Source organism: Dellaglioa kimchii, assembly GCF_046115505.1.
GTDB lineage: Bacteria > Bacillota > Bacilli > Lactobacillales > Lactobacillaceae > Dellaglioa > Dellaglioa kimchii.
The window spans coordinates 1,027,853-1,050,737 of the sequence record NZ_CP170736.1 but is presented as its reverse complement, the minus strand read 5'-3'; the positions used below and the strand labels follow the sequence as shown (position 1 = coordinate 1,050,737).

The window sequence follows — 22,885 nt, the reverse complement described above, 5'->3', positions numbered from 1 at the left end:
TTTTATTGTTTTTTAATTTGTTTATTAAAGAAACTGAATAGGAATATAGTACTGATGACGACAATGATTAATTCTGTGACCGGTAAAGCAACCCAAACACCAGTTAAGTTGAAGAAGTGGGCAAAAATAAATAATAAGCCTAGTAGTAAGACATAACCGCGCAAAATGGCTAGAATAAGTGCATGTTTGGGCTCGCCAATTGCTGAGAAAAACATACTAAACACAACATTAAGAGATGATCCAAATAAGCTTAAGAAGTAGATTGGAATACCAATCTCAGCGTAATGGATTAACTCTTGGTTATTACTATTATTGAATAATGCAATAATAGGATCTTTTTCAAAGGTCAATGTCAGGTATAAAATTGTACCAATAATAAAACTAACAATTAGCCCAAAACGTAATATTTGCTTAACTTCTGGCCAATTTTGAATCCCGAATTCTCGACTGAGTAAGGGCTGAATTCCCTGGGCAACACCATTAAAAAGTGATAAAGCAACTAAGACGATGTTCGCGATAATTCCATAGGCTGCGACAGCTGTATTTCCCGCTAAACTTAAAATGACAAGGTTGAAAGCAAAAATACTGACACCTGTACTCATTTCAGTTAGAAAGACAGGAAATCCGAATTGAACAACTTTTTTTATTGTTTTAAAGTGAATAGATGTTCGTTGGAGTGTTAAAAGGCGACCTTCTTTTTTACGATGGAAGGTTAATATAGCTAAGGCAACAATTGGAGAAACAGCAGTGGCCATTGCAGCACCACCCATACCAAGATGTAACGGGTACATAAAAATATAATCAAAAATGATATTGAATAAACTAGATACTAACATAGCAACCATTGATAAATGTGGATTATTATCGTTTCGAATGAAACTTAAAACGAGATAATTACAAGCAAAGAACGGTGCAGCTAATAAAATATAAGTTAGATATTCAGCAGCTAATTTGTAAGTTCCTGCGTTTGCGCCTAAAAAATAGAGTAAAGGTTTCATGAATAAAAAGCCTAAGATCGAGAAGGATAAACCAAAAATAATCCCTACAATTAATACTTGGGTGAAAATTTTTTGACTCGCTTTTTGATCCTTAATCTTTAAAATAGAAAATAAAGTTGCCCCACCAATTCCGAGTAACAACCCGACGCCATTTAATAAATTAAAGAGTGGTAATACAATATTTAAAGCCGCTAAACCAGTTGTTCCAACCGCATTAGCAATGAAATATGTATCTGCCAGAAGATACACAGATAAACCTAAAGTACTTAAAACGTTTCGTGTGACGTAACCTGAAAGTTCACGACGGATAGAAACCGTTTGATTATTCATTTTGAGCTCCTCATCGGTATCTATTTTTATAATCGCATAATAATGGACAATAAAAAATAGGTACCAACATCCTTCATTAAAAAATGGCCTCTTGGATGTGATAACTATTATTTTTGTAAAACCCGGCGATTTTACACTGTTTTAACTGTCTTTATTCTAGCAACTATTATTGGAAATAGCTAGGACAAACAACTAAATAATAGTTAAAGTAGCTGACTAATCCATTTGATAAAAAGTCGATAGAGGCTTATCTTATGTTATAATTGTAAAGGATACTTAATGGACATCGACTAGAAAGAAGGGTTTAACAGTGGCAACAACATTGCGATTAGCACCACTATTTACTAATCATATGGTTATGCAACAAGATCAGACAACACGTTTTTTTGGCTACGCAGAACCTAATCAAGAAGTAACTGTAACGATTTCAATGGGCGGTAGTGAAGATACAATTGAAACAGGAATTGCTGATGATACAGGATACTTTTTAATTGAAAGTATCTCATTTTTAGCACCTACAATTGTGACCGTTCTAGTTAAATCAGGAACAGATAAAATAATTTTACGCGACGTACAATTTGGAGATGTATTTTTGATTGCTGGACAATCAAATGCTAACTTTAAAATGGCTAAAGATGATGAATTTGATCATAATAAAACAATGCCAATGATGAATTTACGTTTTATCAACATACCTGAAAAGCAATCAACAGAAGAAAATCCATGGCAAATTGTTGATGAAGAAAATATTGGTAACGTTACAGCGTTAGGCTATTATATGGCTAAGAAGGTTCGTCAATATGATGAATATACACCAATTGGTCTTGTATTATGTGCTAAAAATGGGACTTCAGCTGCAAGTTGGGTATCAGAAAGTACACTAATAAGTAACGAGACTTTAAAAGCAGCTTATGTTGATACTAAAATTCCAAGTTTAGAAGAATCCGATAATTTATATGATACGATGCTATCACAAGTGGGTCCTTACCGATTTAAATTATTAACTTGGTATCAAGGTGAACGAGATGCAGGAATAGATACAAAACATTATGGGTTACTTTTGAAAAAATTAATCCGTGAATGGCGTAAAACGCTCAAACAAAATAAATTACCAACTTATATTATTCAGTTACCACAATATAATCATAAGATAGCTAATTCATGGGCTGAAATTCGCGATGCGCAACAAAAATTTGCAGCAACAGAAAATCGGGTTTACTTAGTTACAGCTATGGATGAAGATTCAGCTAATGAGATTCATCCAAGTAGTAAGAGACAATTAGGTTATCGTGTAATCGAATTGTATTCTAATTTTGGTAAATTTGATGAAATGCAAACAAGTCCGCAATTATCTGAAATTTCAGCTGATGTAAAACAAATGCGTCTTAACTTTTCGAATTGTGAACAACTTGAAACAACAAATGATATCGATTTAAAATGGATCATGCCAGGGGATGTTTTAAAACCTGCAGTGATTGATTTAGGTACAAATGATATCAAGATTCGATTAGAAGAAGAATCAATTGGCTTACAGTATGCATATGCAAATGTAACTTCTGCCGGCTTATGGAACGAAAATCATATTCCAGTTAGTCCTTTTAAAATCTACTTTGATTAATCTTAATAAGTTCTAAATAAAGAAGTCTAACAATTTAAAATTGTTAGACTTCTTTATTTTATTTAATCAATTAAAAAGGCAACTGACTGATAAGGAGCTAACGTTATAGTTGTTTCTAATTTAATATCGGTTGGATAATTATTGATTACAGTTGATATTTCCCCGGTAAATGCAGGTAAAGTAATCGTTGTCGTTGTACCATAGAAATTATTTAAAACAATTAAACGTTGATTTTTTAGTGTTCTTAGGTAAGCAAATACTTGAGTATCGTCCATTAAAAGAGGTTGATAATCACCAACAGAGACAATTGGCAGAGTCTTACGTAATTTAATTAGTTGTTGATAGTAATTAAATATTTCGCCGTGTACTAATTCATTTTGAACGTTGACGATAGACTGATTCATTGGCATCAACCATGGTTTTTCAGTTGAGAACCCTGCATACTCAGAGTTATCCCATTGCATGGGAGTCCGACTATTATCACGAGATTTTGCTTGAATAATGTCTAAGGCTTCAGTTTTACTGAGTCCTTTCGCTAATAATGTTGGGTAAATGTTTTTGGTTTCAATATCATTATAATCAGATAAATGCTGATATTGAGGATCGCTCATTCCAATTTCTTCTCCCATATAAATAAAAGGCGTTCCACGTAATAAATGAATAGTCGTCGCTAGCATTTCGGCAGATTTTTCACGATAGTGAACGGGATCACCAAAACGATTAATAGCACGAGGTTGATCATGATTATTCCAAAATAAAGCGTTCCAACCATGACCGGCTGTCATACCTAATTGCCAATCATTTAAAATATTTTTTAAACTCATAAAGTCAAAAGGCATCGTCGTCCATTTATTACCATGAGTATAATCAACTTTTAAATGGTGGAAAGTAAAGACCATTGATAACTCGTTGTTTTTGCCTAAGGTGTATTCGATACAATTATCGATTGAAGTAGAAGACATTTCACCAACGGTTACAGCATCAGGGTCTTGACCAAAACTAGATTCATTAAGTTCTTGTAGATATTGATGAACTATTTTTTTATCTGTATACATAAGTCTACTATCAGTACCATAAGGTGCATCAAGTAAGTCGACATCTTTACCGATGACGTTGATAACGTCGAATCGGAACCCTTTAACACCTTTGTTACGCCAAAAATTAACAATCTTAGCCATTTCTTTTCGAACGGCTGGATTATGCCAATCTAAGTCTGCTTGAGTTGGGTCGTAGAGATGAAGGTAGTACTTACCTGTATTTCCGAAAGCTTCCCATGCAGGACCACCAAATTTAGAATCCCAATTAGTTGGAAGCGAGCTATCCGGCTTTGCATCACGAATATAATAGTAAGCCATATATTTTGGATCACCTTTTAGTGCTTTTTGGAACCATTCGTGTTCAGTTGATGTATGGTTAAAAACCATATCCATCATGACATCGATACCTACAGATTTTAGCTTGGCAACAAGTTCATCAAAATCAGCCATAGTACCAAACTTAGGATCAATATGATAATAATCTGAGATATCATAGCCATTATCATTTTGTGGTGATATGAAAAAAGGATTAAACCAAATCATATCAATATTGAGTTGTTTTAAATAAGGTATTTTAGCAATAATCCCTTGTAAATCGCCAAGGCCATCATTGTTACTATCATAAAATGATTTTGGGTAAATTTGATAAATAACTTTATCTTCAAATGTCATCGTTATTCTCCTATTAGTTATATTTTCTTTGTCCGTCGTGCAAAATCAACAAAACTAAAACGATCTGCGCGGTGAATAGCTTCGGTAATCTGAAATAAACGACTATCTTGTAAATATGTTTCACTTCTTATGACAACAACAGATTCTGTTTTTGGAATGTTTAATAATTTTTGGATAGTCGTGTCTGCCGGTTCAACTGTAATTTTTTTAATAGCATAACTGATATCTAAGCCTAATTTATTTTCAAAATAATCATAAAGCGATTTTTGGGCAACTGCTAAAGGTATCTCAGGTACGATATCTGAAAGTATGTAGTCACGATCAATAACACTGGGTTCATTTTTAACAAGTCGTAGACGTTCAACAAATGTCGCTTTATCGCCAACAACAGACTTAGGTGCAAAACTCTCTACAGGAATAGTTGTGACCTGTAACTGTCTAACTTGTGTTTCTGAATTCATTTGAAGAGACTTATTCAGTTCCTCATATGAAGTAATACCCGAGACGGGAAAAGCGAATCGTTGAATATCTAAAACGAGCGATCCTTTTCCACGAATTTTTTGAATATAGCCATTGGTTAGTAGATTTTGGAGAGCCTTTCGAATTGTTTCGCGAGAAGTACCATATAAATGGCTCAATTGAATTTCACTAGGTAGGAATGTTCCTGATGCGTAAATATTATGTGTAATTTTAGTGACAAGATCTTGATAAATACCTAAATGTTTATTTTGATTCGTCATAATAGTCACCTCCAATGATAAGGTTATTTTAACATATATAATCTAGTCTATACAAGTATATATAAATGTTAATTTAAAAGAAAAGAAAGCGTTGACATCATGTATAGACAGGTTTATTATAAAGGTAACTTGAAAACGCTTAATCGTTGTAAGCAAATCTAGTTAAATAAATTAAAAAAATGGGGGAGAGAACAATGTCGATTTTTAAAAGAAAACAAAAGGTAAATGATGATAAGTTTTACGCACCAGCAACTGGGGAGTTAATTGATTTAGAAAATGTGAGCGATTCTGTTTTTGCTCAAAAATTAATGGGTGATGGCTTTGGATTTAAACCAACCACAGGGGAAATTTATAGTCCAGTATCTGGAACTATAACATTGGTTGCATCAACAAAGCATGCTATCGGATTCACGATGGATAATGGACTTGAAATTTTATTACACATGGGTGTTGATACGGTTGATTTAAAGGGTGCACCATTTGATATTAATATTAAAAAAGGTGCTCGTGTACATGGTGGTGAATTGCTTGGGACTATGGATTTAACACAAGTTTCTGAAGCACAATTAGATAATGTTTTAATGGTAGTAATTACAAATACACAAGATAAATTAGACAAATTAACATTATCGGAACCACAACCTTTTGAAGGTGGCACGGAAGTGGGATCTGGTACTGTAAAAGGGGAGGAATAGTTATGGCAAAAGATTACACACAATTAGCTACAGACATTATCAAACAAGTCGGTGGTAAAGAGAATATTAAGAGTTTAATCCATTGTATTACGCGCTTACGGTTTTACTTAGTTGATGAAAGTAAAGCAGACGATGAAGTGATTAAAAATTTAACAGGTGTAATTGATGTTCGTCATGCTGTTGGACAATATCAAGTTGTTATTGGACCAGCGGTTACTGATGTCTATGATGCAGTTATTGCACAACTTGGAACATCATACGCAGGTGGTGAGGTTGATGCTGCCGATGATGCACCAGCTGAGGACAAACCAACAACATTCCGCGGAAAATTGAGTGCTGGATTTAACGCATTAATTGGTGTTATTACAGGGTCTATGATGCCAGTAATTGGATTATTAGCTGCGAGTGGTATCTTAAAAGGATTACTTCAAATGGCTGTTGATTTCCGTTGGACGGAAGCCACATCACAGACATATATTTTCATATCAGCTATGGGCGATTCAGCTTTCTACTTCTTACCTATTATTGTTGGATTCACGGCTGCACAGAAGCTAAAATCTGATCCAATTATTATGGCTATTGTGGGTGGTGTCTTGGTATACCCTTCACTTTTTGGTATTGCAACAGGAACAAAAGTGTTTGGACAAGTTTTGGGGATGTCATTGAATACTAATTTGTTTGGAATTCCAATTCATATGGTTAATTATACTTACAGTATTTTCCCAATTATTGCTGGAGCATGGTTAGCACATTATGTTGAAAAAGGACTTAAAAAAGTTATTCCACAAGTTTTACGAATGATTTTTGTACCATTATTAGAAGTTATGATCGTTTCAGCTGCTATTATAGTGATTGTCGGACCAATTATTACATTAATTAGTACAGGTATTTCTATTATTTTAAACACAATTTTAACAGCTAACTACCCAATTGCAGGTTTTGTTATTGGGGGATTATATCAATGTTTAGTTATCTTTGGTTTACATTGGGCAGTTGTTCCTTTAATCGCAAACGATATTGCTTCAAAAGGTTACAGTTATTTAAATGCAATTGTTTCAATTACAATGGTAGCTCAAGGTGCTGCTGTAATGGCAGTTATGATTAAATCAAAAATGGCTAACATTAAAGAATTATCTGGTGGTGCAGTTATTGCAGCATTCAGTGGTATTACAGAACCAGCTATTTATGGGATTACCTTAAAATATGGGCGTGTCTTCTTATCAGCTAATATTGGTGGTGCAGTTGGTGGATTAGTAGCCGGACTATTAAACGTTAACATGTACGGATTTACTGGTTCATTAATCGGATTCCCTTCATTCTTTACACCTTTAAAATTTGGTGGAGGAATGAGTAACGAAATTAACTTTTGGATTGCATCAATTGTTACAATAATCGTAGCATTTGGTTGTACTTGGTTCTTTGGATTTAAAGATTCTGATGTACTTGCTGAAAAAGAAGTTACTCGTCGCAAAACAATTGGTAAAGATGCATAGAATTGTAAATTAACTAAAATGTTTATGTGATTATATAAAAATGTCAAAGGGATCTTTATCTCTTTGACATTTTTTTTGTAACAGATAAATTATTTGACTATCTAAGTTTACAAGTGTAAACTAAAAATATAAATTAATGGAGGCGTTATAAATGGATCACAAAGATATGAAAGAAATGGATCACATGAATATGGATCATGAAGATATGAAAAATATGGATCACATGGATATGCAAGGAATGGACCACGATCAAATGAACATGGGTGGACACATGATGCACATGGGAAATCTAAAATTAAAATTCTGGATTTCTTTAGTTTTAGCGATTCCTATTGTTTTAATGACACCTATGATGGGGATTAACTTACCCTTACAGTTTACTTTCCCTGGATCTGATTGGGTTGTAGCACTTATTGGTACTGGATTATTTTTCTATGGCGGTAAAACATTTTTAGATAGTGCAAAGATGGAGCTTGCAGATAAAAAGCCAGCAATGATGACCTTAATTGCAATGGGTATTACTGTGGCATACTTGTATAGCTTATATGCTGTTGTGATGAATAATCTTGTAGATCCAAGTCATCATGTTATGGATTTCTTCTGGGAATTAGCAACGTTAATTGTCATTATGTTGTTAGGTCATTGGATTGAAATGAACGCTGTTATGTCAGCAGGAGATGCTGTTCAAAAATTAGCGCAACTCTTACCTAAACAAGCACATATCGTTAGAGAAAATAAGGAAATTGAAGATATTGATTTAACAAATGTTCACGTTGGAGACATTCTGTTAGTTAAAGGAAATGAAACAATCCCAGCTGATGGAACAATTATTTCTGGTAAAACAAGTGTCGATGAAGCTATGATAACTGGTGAATCGAAACAAGTTGAAAAAGTAGTAGATGATGAAGTCGTTGGTGGATCAGTTAATGGTAATGGAGAAATCCAAATGACTGTAACAGGAACTGGTGAAACGGGCTACTTAGCTCAAGTTGTTAAATTAGTTACAAAAGCGCAATCAGAAAAATCAGATACGGAAACGTTAGCTGATAAAGTTGCGGGATATTTATTTTATGCTGCCATGACTGTTGGTATTTTAGCATTCATTGTATGGTTAATTACAGGGACATTTAGTCAGGCTTTATCAATTCTTGTAACGGTTCTAGTGATTGCTTGTCCACATGCTTTAGGTTTAGCGATTCCATTAGTTGTTGCGAGAAGTACTTCTTTATCAGCTAAAAATGGCTTATTAATCAAAAACAGAAATGCGCTAGAAGTTGCACACACAATCGATACATTACTTGTTGATAAAACAGGAACTTTAACTGAAGGACATTTCGTGGTAACTGGGTATAAAACATTTACTGATCAGTTCTCTGAATCAGAAATTATCGGATTGATGGCGTCGTTAGAACGTGGATCGACACATCCTTTGGGTAAAGGAATCATTCAAAAAGCAGAAGATTTAAAAATTGAGATTCCAACTGCAAGTGAAACACAACAAATTAATGGTGTTGGATTAGAAGGACACATTAACGATGATGCATTCAAAATTGTTTCTGAAGCTTATGTTAATAAACAACAGTTATTAACGGATGAAATGGCTTCTGACAATGAAGGAGATTCAATTAGTTATTTAATTCAAAATGAAAAAGTGATTGGCTATGTTGCTCAAGGAGATCAAATTAAACCAGAATCATTTGGTTTAGTCGAAAAATTAGAAAAAATGAATATCAAAGTGATTATGTTAACTGGTGATAATCAACAGGCTGCTGATAAAGTTGGTGCAAAACTAGGTATTGTAGATGTTCGTGCTAACTTAATGCCTGAAGATAAAGCTAAAATTGTTAGTCAATTAGAGGGCGAAGGACATAACGTTATCATGGTTGGTGACGGTATCAATGATGCACCTAGTTTAGCGAGTGCAACAATAGGGATGGCAATTGGTTCAGGTACGGATGTTGCTGTTGACTCTGCAGACGTTATATTAGTTAAAAGTAATCCGATGGATATCATAAAATTTTTGAAATTAAGTCGAAACACAAGATTGAAAATGATTCAAAATCTTTGGTGGGGTGCAGGTTATAATATTATTGCATTACCATTGGCTGCCGGTGTTTTAGCACCAATTGGCTTTATTTTAAGTCCATTAGTGGGTGCAGTTGTGATGTCGTTAAGTACAATTGTTGTTGCAATTAATGCAATGATGTTACACGATTAAGAGATAAAAAAATACCGCCGTTGATAGTAGTTATCAATGGTGGTATTTTTTAATTTAATCTTTAAAATTGTCGCTTTCAACATCTGATAAGAAGGTACTTAAATGATCAAAGTAAACAGGAGCGTTATCGATCATATGATGATGACCACCCTCAGGAGTTGTTTCAAGACGAGCATGTGGAATTGTTTCTGACATTCTTTTAGCTGTTGCTAAAGGCATTGTTTCATGTTCGCCAAATGTGATTAATGTTGGGACAGTAATATTTTTAATGCGGTCACGAGTAGACCAGTCTTTTAATTTACCAGTCACAACGAATTCATTGTTACCTTGGAAGTAGTTATAGACAGGTTCAGCCATTGTACTTACTAAATGAGAAATTTGGGCTGGCTTTTTACGATCAACATAGCCGTCATTTAAAATATCGACATAACCTTGGTAACGGTCATTATCAAGATTGTTATTTTTTTCACATTCTTGCATGTAGGCAAGTGCATCAGCATCTAATTCTTTAGCACGAATAGCATTGACGTTTGCCAAATATTCGTTAATATCATCAGTCATACTTGAGATAATAGCGCCTTTTAAATGGTCACCATATTTTAAGGCGTATTCTTGAACAAGAGCGCCACCCCATGACTGACCAATTAGGTAGAAGTTATCTAAACCTAATTTAATACGGACTTCTTCAACTTCATCAATGAAGTAATCAATATTAAGAAATTTATCAACATTTTCTTGTTTAGTAAAATCTGGTTGATCAGAATACCATGAACCGAGTTGGTCATACATTGAAACCTGAACGCCAAGAGGTGCTAATTTTTCAGCAAAATTTTCGTAATATTCATGTGTACCACCAGGCCCACCATGTAGACAAAGTAGTTGGATATCACCTTGTCCTTCAGTATGAGTCCAGAGATGATAACCATTATCTAACGTAATAATTTTCGTTCCGTATGCCATATTAATCCACCTAATTTCTTAAGAATAGATTAATCATAGCACTTTTATGATTATTTACCAGAATGAAAGTGAGGATGCTATTTTTTATGAGTGTTAGTTGCATATTTTAGGGAGTTAGTTTAAAGTTATGTTAACTAATAAAATTAAAAGGTTAACGGTGTAAAATGAAAACTAAAGACAATATTCTAAAAATATTAGCTGAGCAACAAGATACTATTATTTCAGGAGAACTATTGGCTGAAAAACTTGGCGTTTCAAGAACTGCTATTTGGAAGGCTATTAAGAGCTTACAAGAGCAGGGTTTTGACATTAAGACGATTCCACAAAAAGGATATAGTCTAAATGATGGTAATCAGTTGAACGCACAACTAATTCAATCTTATTTAACAACTGACATGATGCAAATTGAATTATTTGATGAAGTGACATCCACCAATGTATTGGCGAAAGAACGTTCAAGCCAGCCTGGTATACAGGGTCCACTGTTAATAGTGGCCAATAGTCAAACAGCAGGATATGGTCGATTTGGTCGAACATTTGAATCACCAGAAGATACTGGGATTTATATCAGTTATTTATTGAGAATTGATCAACCTATCAAAGATGTTGGTCAGCTAACGACAGCAACTGCCATGGCGGTTAGTTATGCTTTAGAAAATAAATTGAAAATTCAACCACAAATAAAGTGGGTGAATGATATTTATTATCAAAATAAAAAAGTTTGCGGGATTTTAACGGAGGCCGTCACAGATTTTGAAACGCAGCAAGTGACAAGCTTAGTTATAGGGATTGGGCTAGATTTTAAAACAGACCTTAAAAAATTATCTCCAGAGTTACAAGATAAAGTGGGTTCATTGATTGACGAATCGAATAATGTTACACGTAATGAATTAATTGCCGAAATCACTAATCAATTTATCCAAATCTATCAGAATTACCAAAATGGTGACTTCATGAATGAATATCGTGAACGGTCACTAGTTATTGGACAGACAGTTACTTTAAAAAGTGGTCATCAAGAAATTACTGGTACAGTTGAAACGATTAATGATGATGGTCAGTTGGTATTGAGAGATAATACTGGTCAGGTAATGACTTATATGGCTGGTGAAATTACAAAGGTGAATGTGGAAGGCTTAACAAATGGGACAAAATAAACAGTTAAAACAATTAATTATAGCAGCAGAGTTAGCAGCCATTTTGGGTGTTTTATCTCAGTTAATAATTCCATTAGGTCCAATTCCGTTAACGTTACAAACCATTTTTATCGGATTATTATCCAGTTTGAGACCGGTTCAAGAAGGATTAAAAGCGGTGGGCATTTATCTCCTATTAGGATTAATAGGAATCCCAGTTTTTGCTGGATTTCATTCGGGACTTTTTTCTTTAATTGGTCCAACAGGTGGTTATTTATTTGGTTTTTTAGCCTATGTTATCCTAACGGGACTGTTTTTAAAATGGTATGGCAATGGTCGTTGGCTGTTATACGTGGGGAATTTATTAGGTGCTAGTGTGCAATTAGTTTTAGGGGCAGTCTGGTTAATGGTCTATCAGCAAACTTCAATCCAACAAGCATTTTTGATAGGTATTTTACCATTTTTGATTGTTGGATTTATTAAAGTTATTTTTGTGTGTGAATTGTCTCATTACTTGAGAAAAAGACATCAGCTTAACTAGTTTGTTACGAATATATATGTAAAGGTGTTGTACTTCGTAAAGTGACAACACCTTTTTTGTCTATTTTGTTCTTTTGTTACGCATCTTTTTCAATAGTCGAAATCTTGTTAACTTCGTCCATGTAGTTATTACCCCATTGTTCTATGGATTTAATTACGGGTTGGAATGTTTCACCAAAAGAGGTCATTCTATATTCTGTTTTAACTGGAACTACCGGATATATATGCTTGTCAATAATACCATCACGCTCCAATTCAGCTAGTTGTTTAGCGAGCATTCTCTTTGACACATAAGGAAGTTTTGTCTGTAACTCAGAAAATCTTAGGACTTCATTCTTAAATATATGATATAAAATAACACTTTTCCATTTACCGGAAATGAACTGTAACGTATTTTGTACGGGACATCCTAAATCACAATCATAAACTTTAATCATTATAATCTCCCATCTAACTTCATTTATGAGTACTATTACTTAAAATAATTATAACACTCATAAATTCTTTTAAGTAGGTGTATAAAAAGGCACCAGGTGAATTAAAATTCACGTCTTAACATTAGAAATGAAATATGTATTATGGTGTGTGGAAGGAAGAGGTAAATAGAAATGTTAATGACAAATAAAGCGGTTGGTTTTTTTCAACATTTAGCAATCAATGATCCAAGGAGCTTTGAAGATCTTACAATAGCTGAACCTAAAATAAAGGCTCATGATTTACTAGTTAAAGTGAGTGGCATATCAGTTAACCCAGTTGATACTTTTATACGAGGCGGTGGAAGACCTAGTAAGTTAGCACATCCTAAAATTATTGGTTGGGATGCAGTTGGAACTGTTGTAAAAGTTGGAAAGGATTGTACCCTTTTTAAACTAGGTGATCGTGTCTGGTATGCAGGTGATTTCCGGAGAAGTGGCAGCAATTCAAGATTTCAAGCGGTAGATGAGAGAATAGTTGGGCGTGCACCAAGTAATTTATCTGATGATAATGCGGCAGCAATTCCTCTAGTTGGACTGACAGCATATGAATCAATTTTTGAAAAATTAGAAATCAACTGGGATATATCTAAAAATGAAGGTAAAAAAATTTTAATTATTAATGGTTCGGGTGGTGTTGGGTCAATGGCAATTCAACTTGCAAAACTAGTAGGGTTAACTGTAGTTGCTACTGCTTCAAAATCAGCTTCGGTAGAGTGGGCTAAAAAGTTAAAGGCAGATTATATTATTGATCATCATAAAGATTTAGTACAGCAACTTCATCTGAAAAATATTGATTATGTTGACTACGTGTTAAATCTAAATAATTTAGATGACCACTGGAATGAGATTGCTGAAATAATTAGACCTGACGGCAGAATTGCAGCCACGACTGAAAATCATAAACTAATTGATTTACAAAAATTAACTAAAAAACGTGCAACTTTTAGCTGGGAATGGATGTTTAGCAAATCATATTATCATACTGATGATATGATTTCTCAATATAGAATTTTAAATCACATTGCAGAGTTATTCGAGAGTCAGAAATTGAAACCAATTATGACGATGACCTATTTACCCATTAACGCAGAAAATTTAAAACGTGCGCACAAAGATGTAGAGGCAGGCCGAATGGTTGGTAAAGTGACTATTACAGGATGGGAAGCGTAAAGAAATATTAAATAATAATCTGAATTATTAGACAATCGGGTGTTACTCAAATTTGAGTGGTACTCGATTGTTTAGTTTTATTTTTAGCCCACTAATTTAAAGATAAGTAATAATATACAAAAAACTCACTAAAATATGTTGATTTTAGTGAGTTGAATAAGATAGCTAATTTAGTTTTTCTTTTTATCTTTGTAACTGTGGCTCAATAATACGCTAACAATAATTTTGCCTAAGGAGACACCTAATTTACCAAATAAAGGCAACAGGCAACAAAGAACGATAAGGTAAATTGAAACAACCCATTCAGATTGATTCAATAGGTATTTTTAATTCTCGGCTCATATTAGGTAATGCAATATTGACAATGGAACCATCAAGTGTGGACATAAAAGTGAATAAACCAATAGATGATAAAATCCACCATTTTTTCTTTTGGATCTCTGGATCTAATACAAAGGCAATGTGACTAGTCATTGAATAAGATCCATTATCTCGGTGATAGTTAACCACCGTTTTTTTGAATGATAAGTTTAGAATAATGCTGTTGCATCGATAGATTGATAAGGGATTTTAAGACGAGAGTTAGCTAAGTTAATAGTATAACTATCTGAATCATTATTTCGTAAAGTCATCCCAAAATCTGTTGCGTAAATGATCAATCCAACTTGATGACCTTCCTTAACATGATAGGCAGTTGGTTGTAAATCAAAGTCTATTGTGTTGAAAGTTCCTGGAAGGACAGAATCATTTTGATAACGATTTGTCCTATTTTGTAGATTGATATGACCTTTGGAAATCATTTTCCAAGAAGTTTTTTTGGGATTTTTAGTAAATTCAACCAGATCATCTTCACGCCAATGAAATCCCATATCTAAAGATTTTCGTTTGAGAATGGATGGCACTGGGTTCAGTCGATTTTCTTCACCATAATCGATAAGCATGCAACTAATGAGCCCTTTTGTTTGTGCGGCTGCGACAGACAATTTTATGTGGGCAGAACCGGAAATAAATAGCGGTTCTGTTAATGGTTCTGAGATTAATTGAATTCTATTTTTAGCCATTTCTGTTTCTTTAGTTGAAATTAAAGCTTGATTCCAAAGATGATTATCTCTGACGTAGTTGTTAAAAAGGTCAGTTGGTAAGTTATCTTTGAAAGTATCAAATTGGTGAGCATCTGATGTGACCGATTGTGTTAATTTATCTTGTTGGAAATGATAAGATTGCGTAGGAGAATCCGGGTCTGCCCAATCATCATAAGTGTGCCACGTTTCAGCTTCTAGGTTATCTTGAATAGTGACATTGGGGATGAGTGTTTCAGCACCATTTTCGATATTATAAAGTTGATTTGATAACCATAAATTCATCATGTCAGTGAAATCTAATGAGCGAAAGTTATTAATATAGATATGTTTACCTTGGTGTAAGAACAATTTTTTAACAATAGGCAAAGGACGCAATGCTTGCCAAAGTTGCTCAACCTGACGAGGTTTGACATTCCAATCATTTAAACCATGGACCATAACAATATTTGCTTTGATATTTTTAGTTTGATTTAAGTAGTTACGTTCATCCCAAAATTTATTGTAATTACCAGATGTACGGTCTTGCCCTATAGATAACTGTTCCATGACTTTGTTAAAGTAATCTTGAATATTAGCATAGTCAGCGGCATCTTTTTGGCGACTTAAACAAAGCGCAGCTAAAACATCTGCATCTTCGCCTTGGCAAGCTTCAGGTGCGACAACTAGTCCATTTTCACGATAATAATCATACCAACTTGAAATGGCGGCTTCAGAAATGATTGTTTTTAAGCCGGATACACCAGTTGTTGCGGCTGCAGTAGCAAGTGTACCAAGGTAAGATTTACCAGTCATAGCAACGTTACCATTACTCCAAGTGGCATTAATTGATCGATTATCGAGTTTATTTGTGAATGCTTGCCGATGTCCCGTTAGCCATTCAATAATGGCGACGGTTGATACCGTTTCTTCAACACTCCCACAAGTACGAATACCATCTGATTCTCGAGTGCCAATACCAGCTGCATAGACGATTGCAAAGCCTCTAGCAAGCATGTAATCGTTGAATGTATACGAAGATTCGCGACTAAAGGTTTGCTCAGTTTTTGTTGATTCTGAGAGGATTGATCGTGATTCGGGTAAATTTGATTTCTGATAGTTATAGGTGATATCAGATTCATTTAGTTCAATAACCGGTTTTTCAGTAAGTGGGATATCAACGTTATGCATCAATTCTGAATCATCATTTGTGCCTTGATTGTAAGGACTTGCTGTATAAAGAATGGGGACTTTTTGCCCGGATGTAACTAGTGGTCTCAAAATTTCTGTTTTTAATAAATCACGTTGACCATCTTGATCAGTATCTAGTGGGGCTTCAACGTAGACGACTTCACGGATCAGTTTTGTTGTATCAAAAACGGGTTGTGCTTTTCCATTGAAAAATAAAGGTTTCGCATCTTTATAAAATGAAACAAAGTACCCTTTATTTGCTAATGTATCGGTGAAGACTTGGCCATTTTTGGTATGTGTTGTCAGTAAGAGATACCATGCAGACCAAAAATCATTAACTGATTCAATAATTTCAATAGAAGGTAACTGGATTTTAGCCATTGCCGTAAATGGGTCATCAATTTTGAAATCGACATCGACTTCAAATTCTAGTAACTGTAATGCAATATTATAAAAGATAACAGGAGTTAATTCTTTTTTTGTAGTAAAAAATTCGTAGACAGAAACGGATTCTGTCGCTAATAAGGACATCATTTTTTGTTGTTTCGCACCGATCGTTTGATAATCAATGAGAATTTTATTAAGTAATTGTTCAAGTAAATGTGTAGGATTAGTTTCGGAGGCTATATACAAATCAATAGCTTTAAGTTCTTTTATTTGTGTCTCAAAAGTAGGTGTATAGTTAGCAAATTGATTATTTTTCATAAGTCAAAAACTTCCTTTCAAAATTGAGTAAGACACTGGGTTAAGTATAGCTTAAATGTAAAGTTGGTTGAAATGATACGTCTTTATTGACAAAAAATAAGTAACTAGGTAAAGTTAAGCACATTAAGGTAACTAAAAAAGGAGAGTGTCTAAAGTGAGAAGGAAAATTGCGGTAGTTTTAAGTATCATGTTTATAGGGGTGCTAGCTGCTTGTTCAAAAACAGCGACGAAAGACGATAACATATTAAAAGTGGCTGTAACTGATCAATTAGGCACTTTAGATTCTACTAAATATAGTGATACATTTAGTGTCGAAGCAATACAAAATGTTTATGAAGGATTATATACGTATAATCAAAAAAATAAACCAGTGTTAGCTGCAGCTAAAAGCGTGACAGTCAATAAAGAAAAAACAGTTTACACTTATAAATTAAGAGCTGAGAAGTGGTCAAATGGGACTCCTGTTACAGCAAATGATTTTGTTTACGCTTGGCAGAAATTAGCAAATCCCAAGACAGCATCACCTAATTCACAACGAATTGATATTATTAAAAATGGGTTCGCTATCCGAAATGGTAAGATGGCCGTTGATAAGTTAGGTGTTAAAGCACTTAATAAAACAACGTTAGAAGTTACTTTGGCACAACCAATTAGCTATTTACCAGAAGTATTAACGGGTGCACCATTTGTACCTCAAAATGAAGCATATGTTAAAAAACAAGGTAGTCAATATGCAACGGATTCGCAACATATGATTGTGAATGGTCCTTATAAATTAACTGATTGGGAAGGCACTAATAACAAATGGTTATACGTCAAAAATACCAGTTATTGGAACGCTAAATCAGTTAAGTTAGCTAAAGTTGACGTTCAAGTTGTTAAAGATGGTGCAACTGCTGGTAAGTTATATCAAACAGGTAAGATTGATTTCTCAATGTTAGCAAATGATTATGTTAAACAATATAAGAATGAAAAAGGGTTCGCAACACGTAAAACGCCGATGATCGGTTACTTAGGTTTTAATACTAAGCGTGAGGCAACTGGCAATAAACATATTCGTAAAGCAATTGCGCTAGGATTTAATAAAAAATTATTAGCTAGCAAAATTCTTAATGATGGTTCATCTGCATTAAATGGAATCGTCCCAGCTAAATTTGTATCAAATCCGATTAATGGAGAAGATTACCGTAAAGAAGCAGGGGACTTGCTTGCTTTTAATAAAAAGGAAGCTAAAACAGAATGGGAAAAAGGACTTAAAGAGATCGGTAAGAAGGACTTAACAATTGAAATATTGGGTTCTGATACGCCAGAAGCTAAACAAGTGATTGAATACTTGCAAGCGCAGTTAGAAAGTAACTTACCTGGGTTAACAATTAATGCACGCAATATTCCGATTAAATCGCGATTAGCAGCAACAACGGCTTACCAATTTGATATTGTTTATGGGACATGGACACCAGATTATGCTGATCCAATTAACTTTATTAATGATGGTGGCGCTTATCATTTAAATACCGATTACAAAAATGCACAATATTTAAAAGATATCGACCAATCTAAAAATGAATTTGCAACAAATCCAGCGAAACGTTGGAATAGCCTGATTGATGCTGAAAAGCAATTGGTTGAAGAAGATGCTTATACAGTACCTGTTTTCCAAGGTGCAATGGCCTACTTATTGAACCCAGATGCATCTGGATTACACATTAACCCATATGGGACAACGTTATTTTATCGTGACATGTCAATTAAGTAGATAATAGTTAGTTGTTTCAAAGTTTTATAAAGTTAAAATAAGATAGATTAAAGTCTGGCCTTTGGTCGGACTTTTTTTGTTGTAAAATGTTAAACTGATGGAAGTGTATTAATAATAAATGAGGTGTGAACCCGTGAAAAAATTACTTCAGAAGAATATTATTTTAATTTTAACGATTATTATTGGCGGTATACTCGTTATAGGCGTTAAATTTGATCAAGCACTGTATTCAGACACGATCGTTAAAATAACACAGGTTAAGGATGAAAAAACTGAAAAAGTAACAGATGAATTTGAAAATAATGATACACAAACTAAACAAAAATTATTTGGAACTGTGATGAATGGTAAGTATAAAGGTCAAACAATAAGACTACCAAATACATATTCTTCATCTCGAGCAAATGATCAAAAATACCAGAAAAATGATCAAGTGTTTGTAACGATTAATCCTCATAAAAGTGGGCTAACAGGTATTATTGATGGGTTCAAACGAGATGTTGTCGTGGCCATATTGATCTGGATTGCTATTAGTATGCTGGTAGGATTTATGCAGTTTAGTGGCATGATTGCCGTATTAAGTATCGTCTTAAATATGATTATTTTCTTTTTAGCTATTAAATTTGAAATATTCGTTAATATTACGAACTTCTTTTGGATTTTCGCAGGTATCGCTCTGATATTTGCAGTACTAACCTTAAGCTTGGTAATTGGCTTTAATCGACAGATGTTAGTCACGTTATTGGCAACATTGACGGGAACTAGTTTATCGTTAATCATTAGTGTCATCATTTTAAAACTGACAAATGATCAAGGAATGCATTACGAAGCTCTGTCTTATGCAACGCAAGCGCCAAAGGAACTATTCCTTGCTGCCACACTACTAGGTTCTTTAGGGGCGGTCATGGATGAATCGACAGATATTGTTGCAACGCTATTTCAATTGAAAAAAGAGCAACCAACTATTTCACCGAGAGAACTTTTTAAGTCTGGACGTGAAGTTGGTCAATCGATTATGGGACCATTAATTAACGTCTTATTCTTAATTTTTATTGCGGACATTTTCCCACTTGCCGTTTTATACTTTAGAACGACTAATACAATTGGCTATACTTTTTCATGGACCATGGCTTTAGGTGTTGTTCAAACATTAATAAGTGGTATTGGGATTGTTATCGCGATACCTGTCGCAAGTTTTTTTGCAAGTCGATTAATCAAAGGGGATGACACATTATGATTACAATCGGTTGGTTAAGTGCCATTTTATTTGTCTTAATGGTCATTGTTGGAGGAATGAATGGTGTTCGTTCATTTTTAAGCTTATTTTTTAATTTCATCATGTTGTTTTTTACGATTATTTTAATTACGGGAGGATTTCCGCCGGTAGCAGTGACCTTGATTAATGGCATTATTATTTTAGCTATTACGATTTTTCTTGGTGATGACAATGTGCAAGTTACTGAAACTGCTTTTTATGCTTCGTTAATTGTTCTGGTTATTCTCGTATTTTTGATTATTCCAGTGGAACATTTTGCCGCAGTTCAAGGTTTTGGTACAGAAGATAGTGAAGAAATAGAAGCATTTTCGTTATTAATAGGCGCTAATTTTATGCAAATAGCGATATCGACAGCTATTTTTAGTACTTTAGGTGCCATTGCTGAAGGTGCGATTGCAATTTCAGCTGGCTTAAATGAAATTGTTGAACAAACACCAACCATTGATTTAAAAAAATTATATGCCGCTGGTATTAGTATTGGTAAACATATTATTGGGACAACATTTAATACATTATTTTTTGGTTTCTTTGGTGGCTTTTTAGCGCTATTTATTTTATTAGTACAGACGCATGCCACATTCGCAGATATTATAAATGATAAAATTTTTGTTGCAGAATTAATAATGATTTTATTTTCTATCATAGGTGTTATTCTAGCGGTTCCAATTACAGCATGGGTTTTAATTCAAAAATTAAAAATAAAAAAATAATTGAAATGAGTTTATGGTTATGTGTATAATTAAGAGATACTAATATAGGGGGATTTAAAATTGAATTATAAAAATTATATTGCTGAATTTATCGGCACATTTTTCTTGGTATTATTTGGTACAGGGGCAGTTACGTTAGGTAACGGTAGCCCACTTGTTATTGCACTTGCATTTGGTTTAGCTATTACATTGATGGTTTATACTATTGGACCTGTTTCAGGTGCACACATCAATCCTGCTGTTTCATTAGCAATGTACATCAACAAGCGCATGTCATTGACTGATATGGTTGCTTACTGGGTTAGCCAAATCTTAGGTGCGATTGTAGCATCTAGTGTTGTTAAGATGATTATTTCATCAATGACAGATACATCAAAAGTTGCTGATGGTTTTGGTTCAAATAGTTATGCAACAATTCCTGGTGGTATGGCATTTTTCGTTGAAGCCTTATTCGCATTCTTATTCATCTTTATTATTTTGATGGTTACGAGTGAAAAATTTGGTAACAGCAATATTGCTGGTTTTGTGATTGGTTTAACATTAACAGTACTTATCTTTGTTGGTTTACCACTTACAGGGGTTTCAGTTAACCCTGCTCGTAGTATTGGACCTGCACTTTATGCCGGTGGCGATGCACTTTCACAACTTTGGGTATTTATTCTTGCACCATTAGTTGGTGGTGCTATTGCAGCATTCGCAGCAAAATATATTTTTAACAGTGAAGAAGCTTAATTTAATTAAGTGAATCATAAGCAGTGAATTCCGAGAGGGAATTTGCTACTTTTTATTTTTAATGTATGTTATGGTTAATATAGATAGTGACAAGTGAGAGGAGAAATAATGGCATTTTTAGGAACGATTTGTTTAGTATTAGTGGCAACATCAATTGCGGGTCATGTTAGTACACGTATTGGTGTTCCTAGTGTTATCGGGCAATTATTAGTTGGTGTTTTACTTGGGCCAGCAATGTTGAATTGGGTCCATTCAGATCATTTATTTGCGATGTTTGCAGAAATTGGTGTGATTATTTTAATGTTTATGGCGGGGTTAGAAAGTGATTTAGATCTACTTAAAAAGTATTTAAAACCGGCCTTATCAGTTGCGACTTTAGGTGTTGTCTTCCCTATCTTAGTTGTCTATTACTTTGGTCGAATTTATAATTTTGGATTTGAATCAGCTTTATTTTTAGGTGTTATCTTTGCGGCAACGTCAGTTAGTATCTCCGTTGAAGTCCTGAAAGAATTAAAACGATTAGATTCTAAAGAAGGCGCAACAATTCTAGGTGCGGCCGTTGTGGATGATATTTTAGCCGTTGTTATTTTAAGTGTATTAGTTAGTGTATTCGGTAATATTACAAGTACTGGTGATAGTGCACAAGCTAACATTTGGATTGGTTTCTTATTAGAATTCGTTTACTTTATTGGTATTTTAATCCTATTCAAGTGGGTAGCCCCTTTCTTGATGAGATTAAGTGAACGATTATTAGTTGGCTCATCGATTACGATTATGTCACTGGTTATCTGTTTAGGTATGGCCTACTTAGCTGATTTAGTTGGGTTAAGTGCTGTTGTTGGTGCCTTTTTTGCGGGAATTGCAGTTGCACAAACACCGTATAAACAAGAAATTGATGCCAATATTGAACCAATTGGTTATGCGGTCTTTATTCCAATGTTTTTCACGAGTATTGGATTAAGCATGTCATTTGATGGATTTATGAAAAATATTTGGTTCATCGTTATTTTAACGATTTTGGCCGTCCTCACAAAATTACTAGGTGGTGGACTAGGTGCTAAATTACTTGGATTTGATTTAAATAGTGCTTATGTGATTGGAGCGGGGATGATTTCTCGTGGCGAAATGGCTTTGATTATTGTCCAAATTGGGTATACCGCACACTTATTGTCAACGGAATACTATTCGGCAGTTATCATGGTAATTATTATTTCAACCATCGTAGCACCGTTTATGTTGAAACATGCGATTGGTCGACAAAATAAAATTGAATTGAAGAAGTAGCTGAACTGTTGAGGAACTAGCCTAGTGCTAATTTTTCAACAGTTTTTTTATTTTTAATTGGTTACTAAATATCGCTATTCTGGCGCATTC

General features: G+C 34.1%; 16 protein-coding genes and 2 pseudogenes. 11 read left to right on the top strand and 7 right to left on the bottom strand.

The window, feature by feature from the left end; genetic code table 11:
* Positions 1–2: 2 nt before the first annotated feature.
* Positions 3–1,328 (bottom strand): MATE family efflux transporter, encoded by a 1,326-nt coding sequence (locus ACE83Q_RS05260; RefSeq protein WP_409021691.1) that lies wholly within the window; start codon positions 1,326–1,328, stop codon positions 3–5.
* A 310-nt stretch (positions 1,329–1,638) separates the two neighbouring features.
* On the opposite strand from ACE83Q_RS05260, the gene ACE83Q_RS05255 reads away from it, so the two are divergent.
* Positions 1,639–2,946, top strand: coding sequence for a sialate O-acetylesterase (locus ACE83Q_RS05255; RefSeq protein WP_409021689.1), 1,308 nt, complete (start codon positions 1,639–1,641; stop codon positions 2,944–2,946).
* 62 nt (positions 2,947–3,008) lie between these two features.
* Here ACE83Q_RS05255 and treC read toward each other — a convergent pair whose 3' ends face one another.
* Both treC and treR read right to left on the bottom strand, forming a co-directional pair.
* Complete coding sequence (treC, locus tag ACE83Q_RS05250; protein WP_409021688.1) at positions 3,009–4,655, bottom strand: alpha,alpha-phosphotrehalase; 1,647 nt, start codon at positions 4,653–4,655, stop codon at positions 3,009–3,011.
* A gap of 17 nt (positions 4,656–4,672) precedes the next feature.
* On the bottom strand, positions 4,673–5,395 hold the full coding sequence (treR, locus tag ACE83Q_RS05245) for a trehalose operon repressor (protein ID WP_409021687.1): 723 nt from the start codon (positions 5,393–5,395) through the stop codon (positions 4,673–4,675).
* A 194-nt stretch (positions 5,396–5,589) separates the two neighbouring features.
* Between treR and ACE83Q_RS05240 the strand changes: the two are divergent.
* A pseudogene (locus ACE83Q_RS05240) lies at positions 5,590–7,583 on the top strand (glucose PTS transporter subunit IIA).
* 166 nt (positions 7,584–7,749) lie between these two features.
* Positions 7,750–9,801 carry a copper-translocating P-type ATPase gene (locus ACE83Q_RS05235; RefSeq protein ID WP_409022818.1) on the top strand — a complete coding sequence of 684 codons (2,052 nt, stop codon included), beginning with the start codon at positions 7,750–7,752 and terminating at the stop codon, positions 9,799–9,801.
* A gap of 54 nt (positions 9,802–9,855) precedes the next feature.
* Here the strand turns inward: ACE83Q_RS05235 and ACE83Q_RS05230 are convergent, their stop codons facing one another.
* The gene (locus ACE83Q_RS05230; RefSeq protein ID WP_409021686.1) at positions 9,856–10,761 is read right to left on the bottom strand and encodes a proline-specific peptidase family protein; all 906 of its coding nucleotides are present in this window, start codon (positions 10,759–10,761) and stop codon (positions 9,856–9,858) included.
* Between the two features lie 164 nt (positions 10,762–10,925).
* Here ACE83Q_RS05230 and ACE83Q_RS05225 point away from each other — a divergent pair, with 164 nt between their 5' ends.
* Positions 10,926–11,918 carry a biotin--[acetyl-CoA-carboxylase] ligase gene (locus ACE83Q_RS05225; RefSeq protein WP_409021685.1) on the top strand — a complete coding sequence of 331 codons (993 nt, stop codon included), beginning with the start codon at positions 10,926–10,928 and terminating at the stop codon, positions 11,916–11,918.
* Entirely contained in the window at positions 11,905–12,438 is a 534-nt protein-coding gene (locus ACE83Q_RS05220) for a biotin transporter BioY (RefSeq protein ID WP_409021684.1), read from the top strand. The genes ACE83Q_RS05225 and ACE83Q_RS05220 overlap by 14 nt, the downstream gene beginning before the upstream one ends.
* A gap of 76 nt (positions 12,439–12,514) precedes the next feature.
* Here the strand turns inward: ACE83Q_RS05220 and ACE83Q_RS05215 are convergent, their stop codons facing one another.
* Entirely contained in the window at positions 12,515–12,874 is a 360-nt protein-coding gene (locus ACE83Q_RS05215) for a winged helix-turn-helix transcriptional regulator (RefSeq protein ID WP_409021683.1), read from the bottom strand.
* Positions 12,875–13,045: 171 nt separating this feature from the next.
* Between ACE83Q_RS05215 and ACE83Q_RS05210 the strand changes: the two genes are divergently transcribed.
* Positions 13,046–14,083 carry a zinc-binding alcohol dehydrogenase family protein gene (locus ACE83Q_RS05210; RefSeq protein WP_409021682.1) on the top strand — a complete coding sequence of 346 codons (1,038 nt, stop codon included), beginning with the start codon at positions 13,046–13,048 and terminating at the stop codon, positions 14,081–14,083.
* Between the two features lie 215 nt (positions 14,084–14,298).
* On the opposite strand, the pseudogene ACE83Q_RS05205 reads toward ACE83Q_RS05210, so the two are convergent.
* Positions 14,299–14,557, bottom strand: a pseudogene (locus tag ACE83Q_RS05205) (MFS transporter); the annotation flags it as partial.
* Between the two features lie 56 nt (positions 14,558–14,613).
* Positions 14,614–17,037, bottom strand: coding sequence for a Xaa-Pro dipeptidyl-peptidase (locus ACE83Q_RS05200; RefSeq protein ID WP_409021681.1), 2,424 nt, complete (start codon positions 17,035–17,037; stop codon positions 14,614–14,616).
* A gap of 154 nt (positions 17,038–17,191) precedes the next feature.
* On the opposite strand from ACE83Q_RS05200, the gene ACE83Q_RS05195 reads away from it, so the two are divergent.
* The 5 genes from ACE83Q_RS05195 to ACE83Q_RS05175 all read left to right on the top strand — a co-directional run bounded on the left by ACE83Q_RS05195 (position 17,192) and on the right by ACE83Q_RS05175 (position 22,795).
* Positions 17,192–18,793, top strand: coding sequence for a peptide ABC transporter substrate-binding protein (locus ACE83Q_RS05195; RefSeq protein ID WP_409021680.1), 1,602 nt, complete (start codon positions 17,192–17,194; stop codon positions 18,791–18,793).
* Between the two features lie 133 nt (positions 18,794–18,926).
* The gene (locus ACE83Q_RS05190; RefSeq protein WP_409021679.1) at positions 18,927–20,030 is read left to right on the top strand and encodes a YibE/F family protein; all 1,104 of its coding nucleotides are present in this window, start codon (positions 18,927–18,929) and stop codon (positions 20,028–20,030) included.
* Positions 20,027–20,779: a YibE/F family protein gene (locus ACE83Q_RS05185; RefSeq protein WP_409021678.1), complete on the top strand. Its 753-nt coding sequence runs from the start codon at positions 20,027–20,029 to the stop codon at positions 20,777–20,779. Before ACE83Q_RS05190 ends, ACE83Q_RS05185 begins: the two co-directional genes overlap by 4 nt.
* A gap of 60 nt (positions 20,780–20,839) precedes the next feature.
* Complete coding sequence (locus ACE83Q_RS05180; RefSeq protein ID WP_409021677.1) at positions 20,840–21,511, top strand: MIP/aquaporin family protein; 672 nt, start codon at positions 20,840–20,842, stop codon at positions 21,509–21,511.
* Between the two features lie 108 nt (positions 21,512–21,619).
* On the top strand, positions 21,620–22,795 hold the full coding sequence (locus ACE83Q_RS05175) for a cation:proton antiporter (protein ID WP_409021676.1): 1,176 nt from the start codon (positions 21,620–21,622) through the stop codon (positions 22,793–22,795).
* The last annotated feature ends 90 nt before the right edge of the window (positions 22,796–22,885 follow it).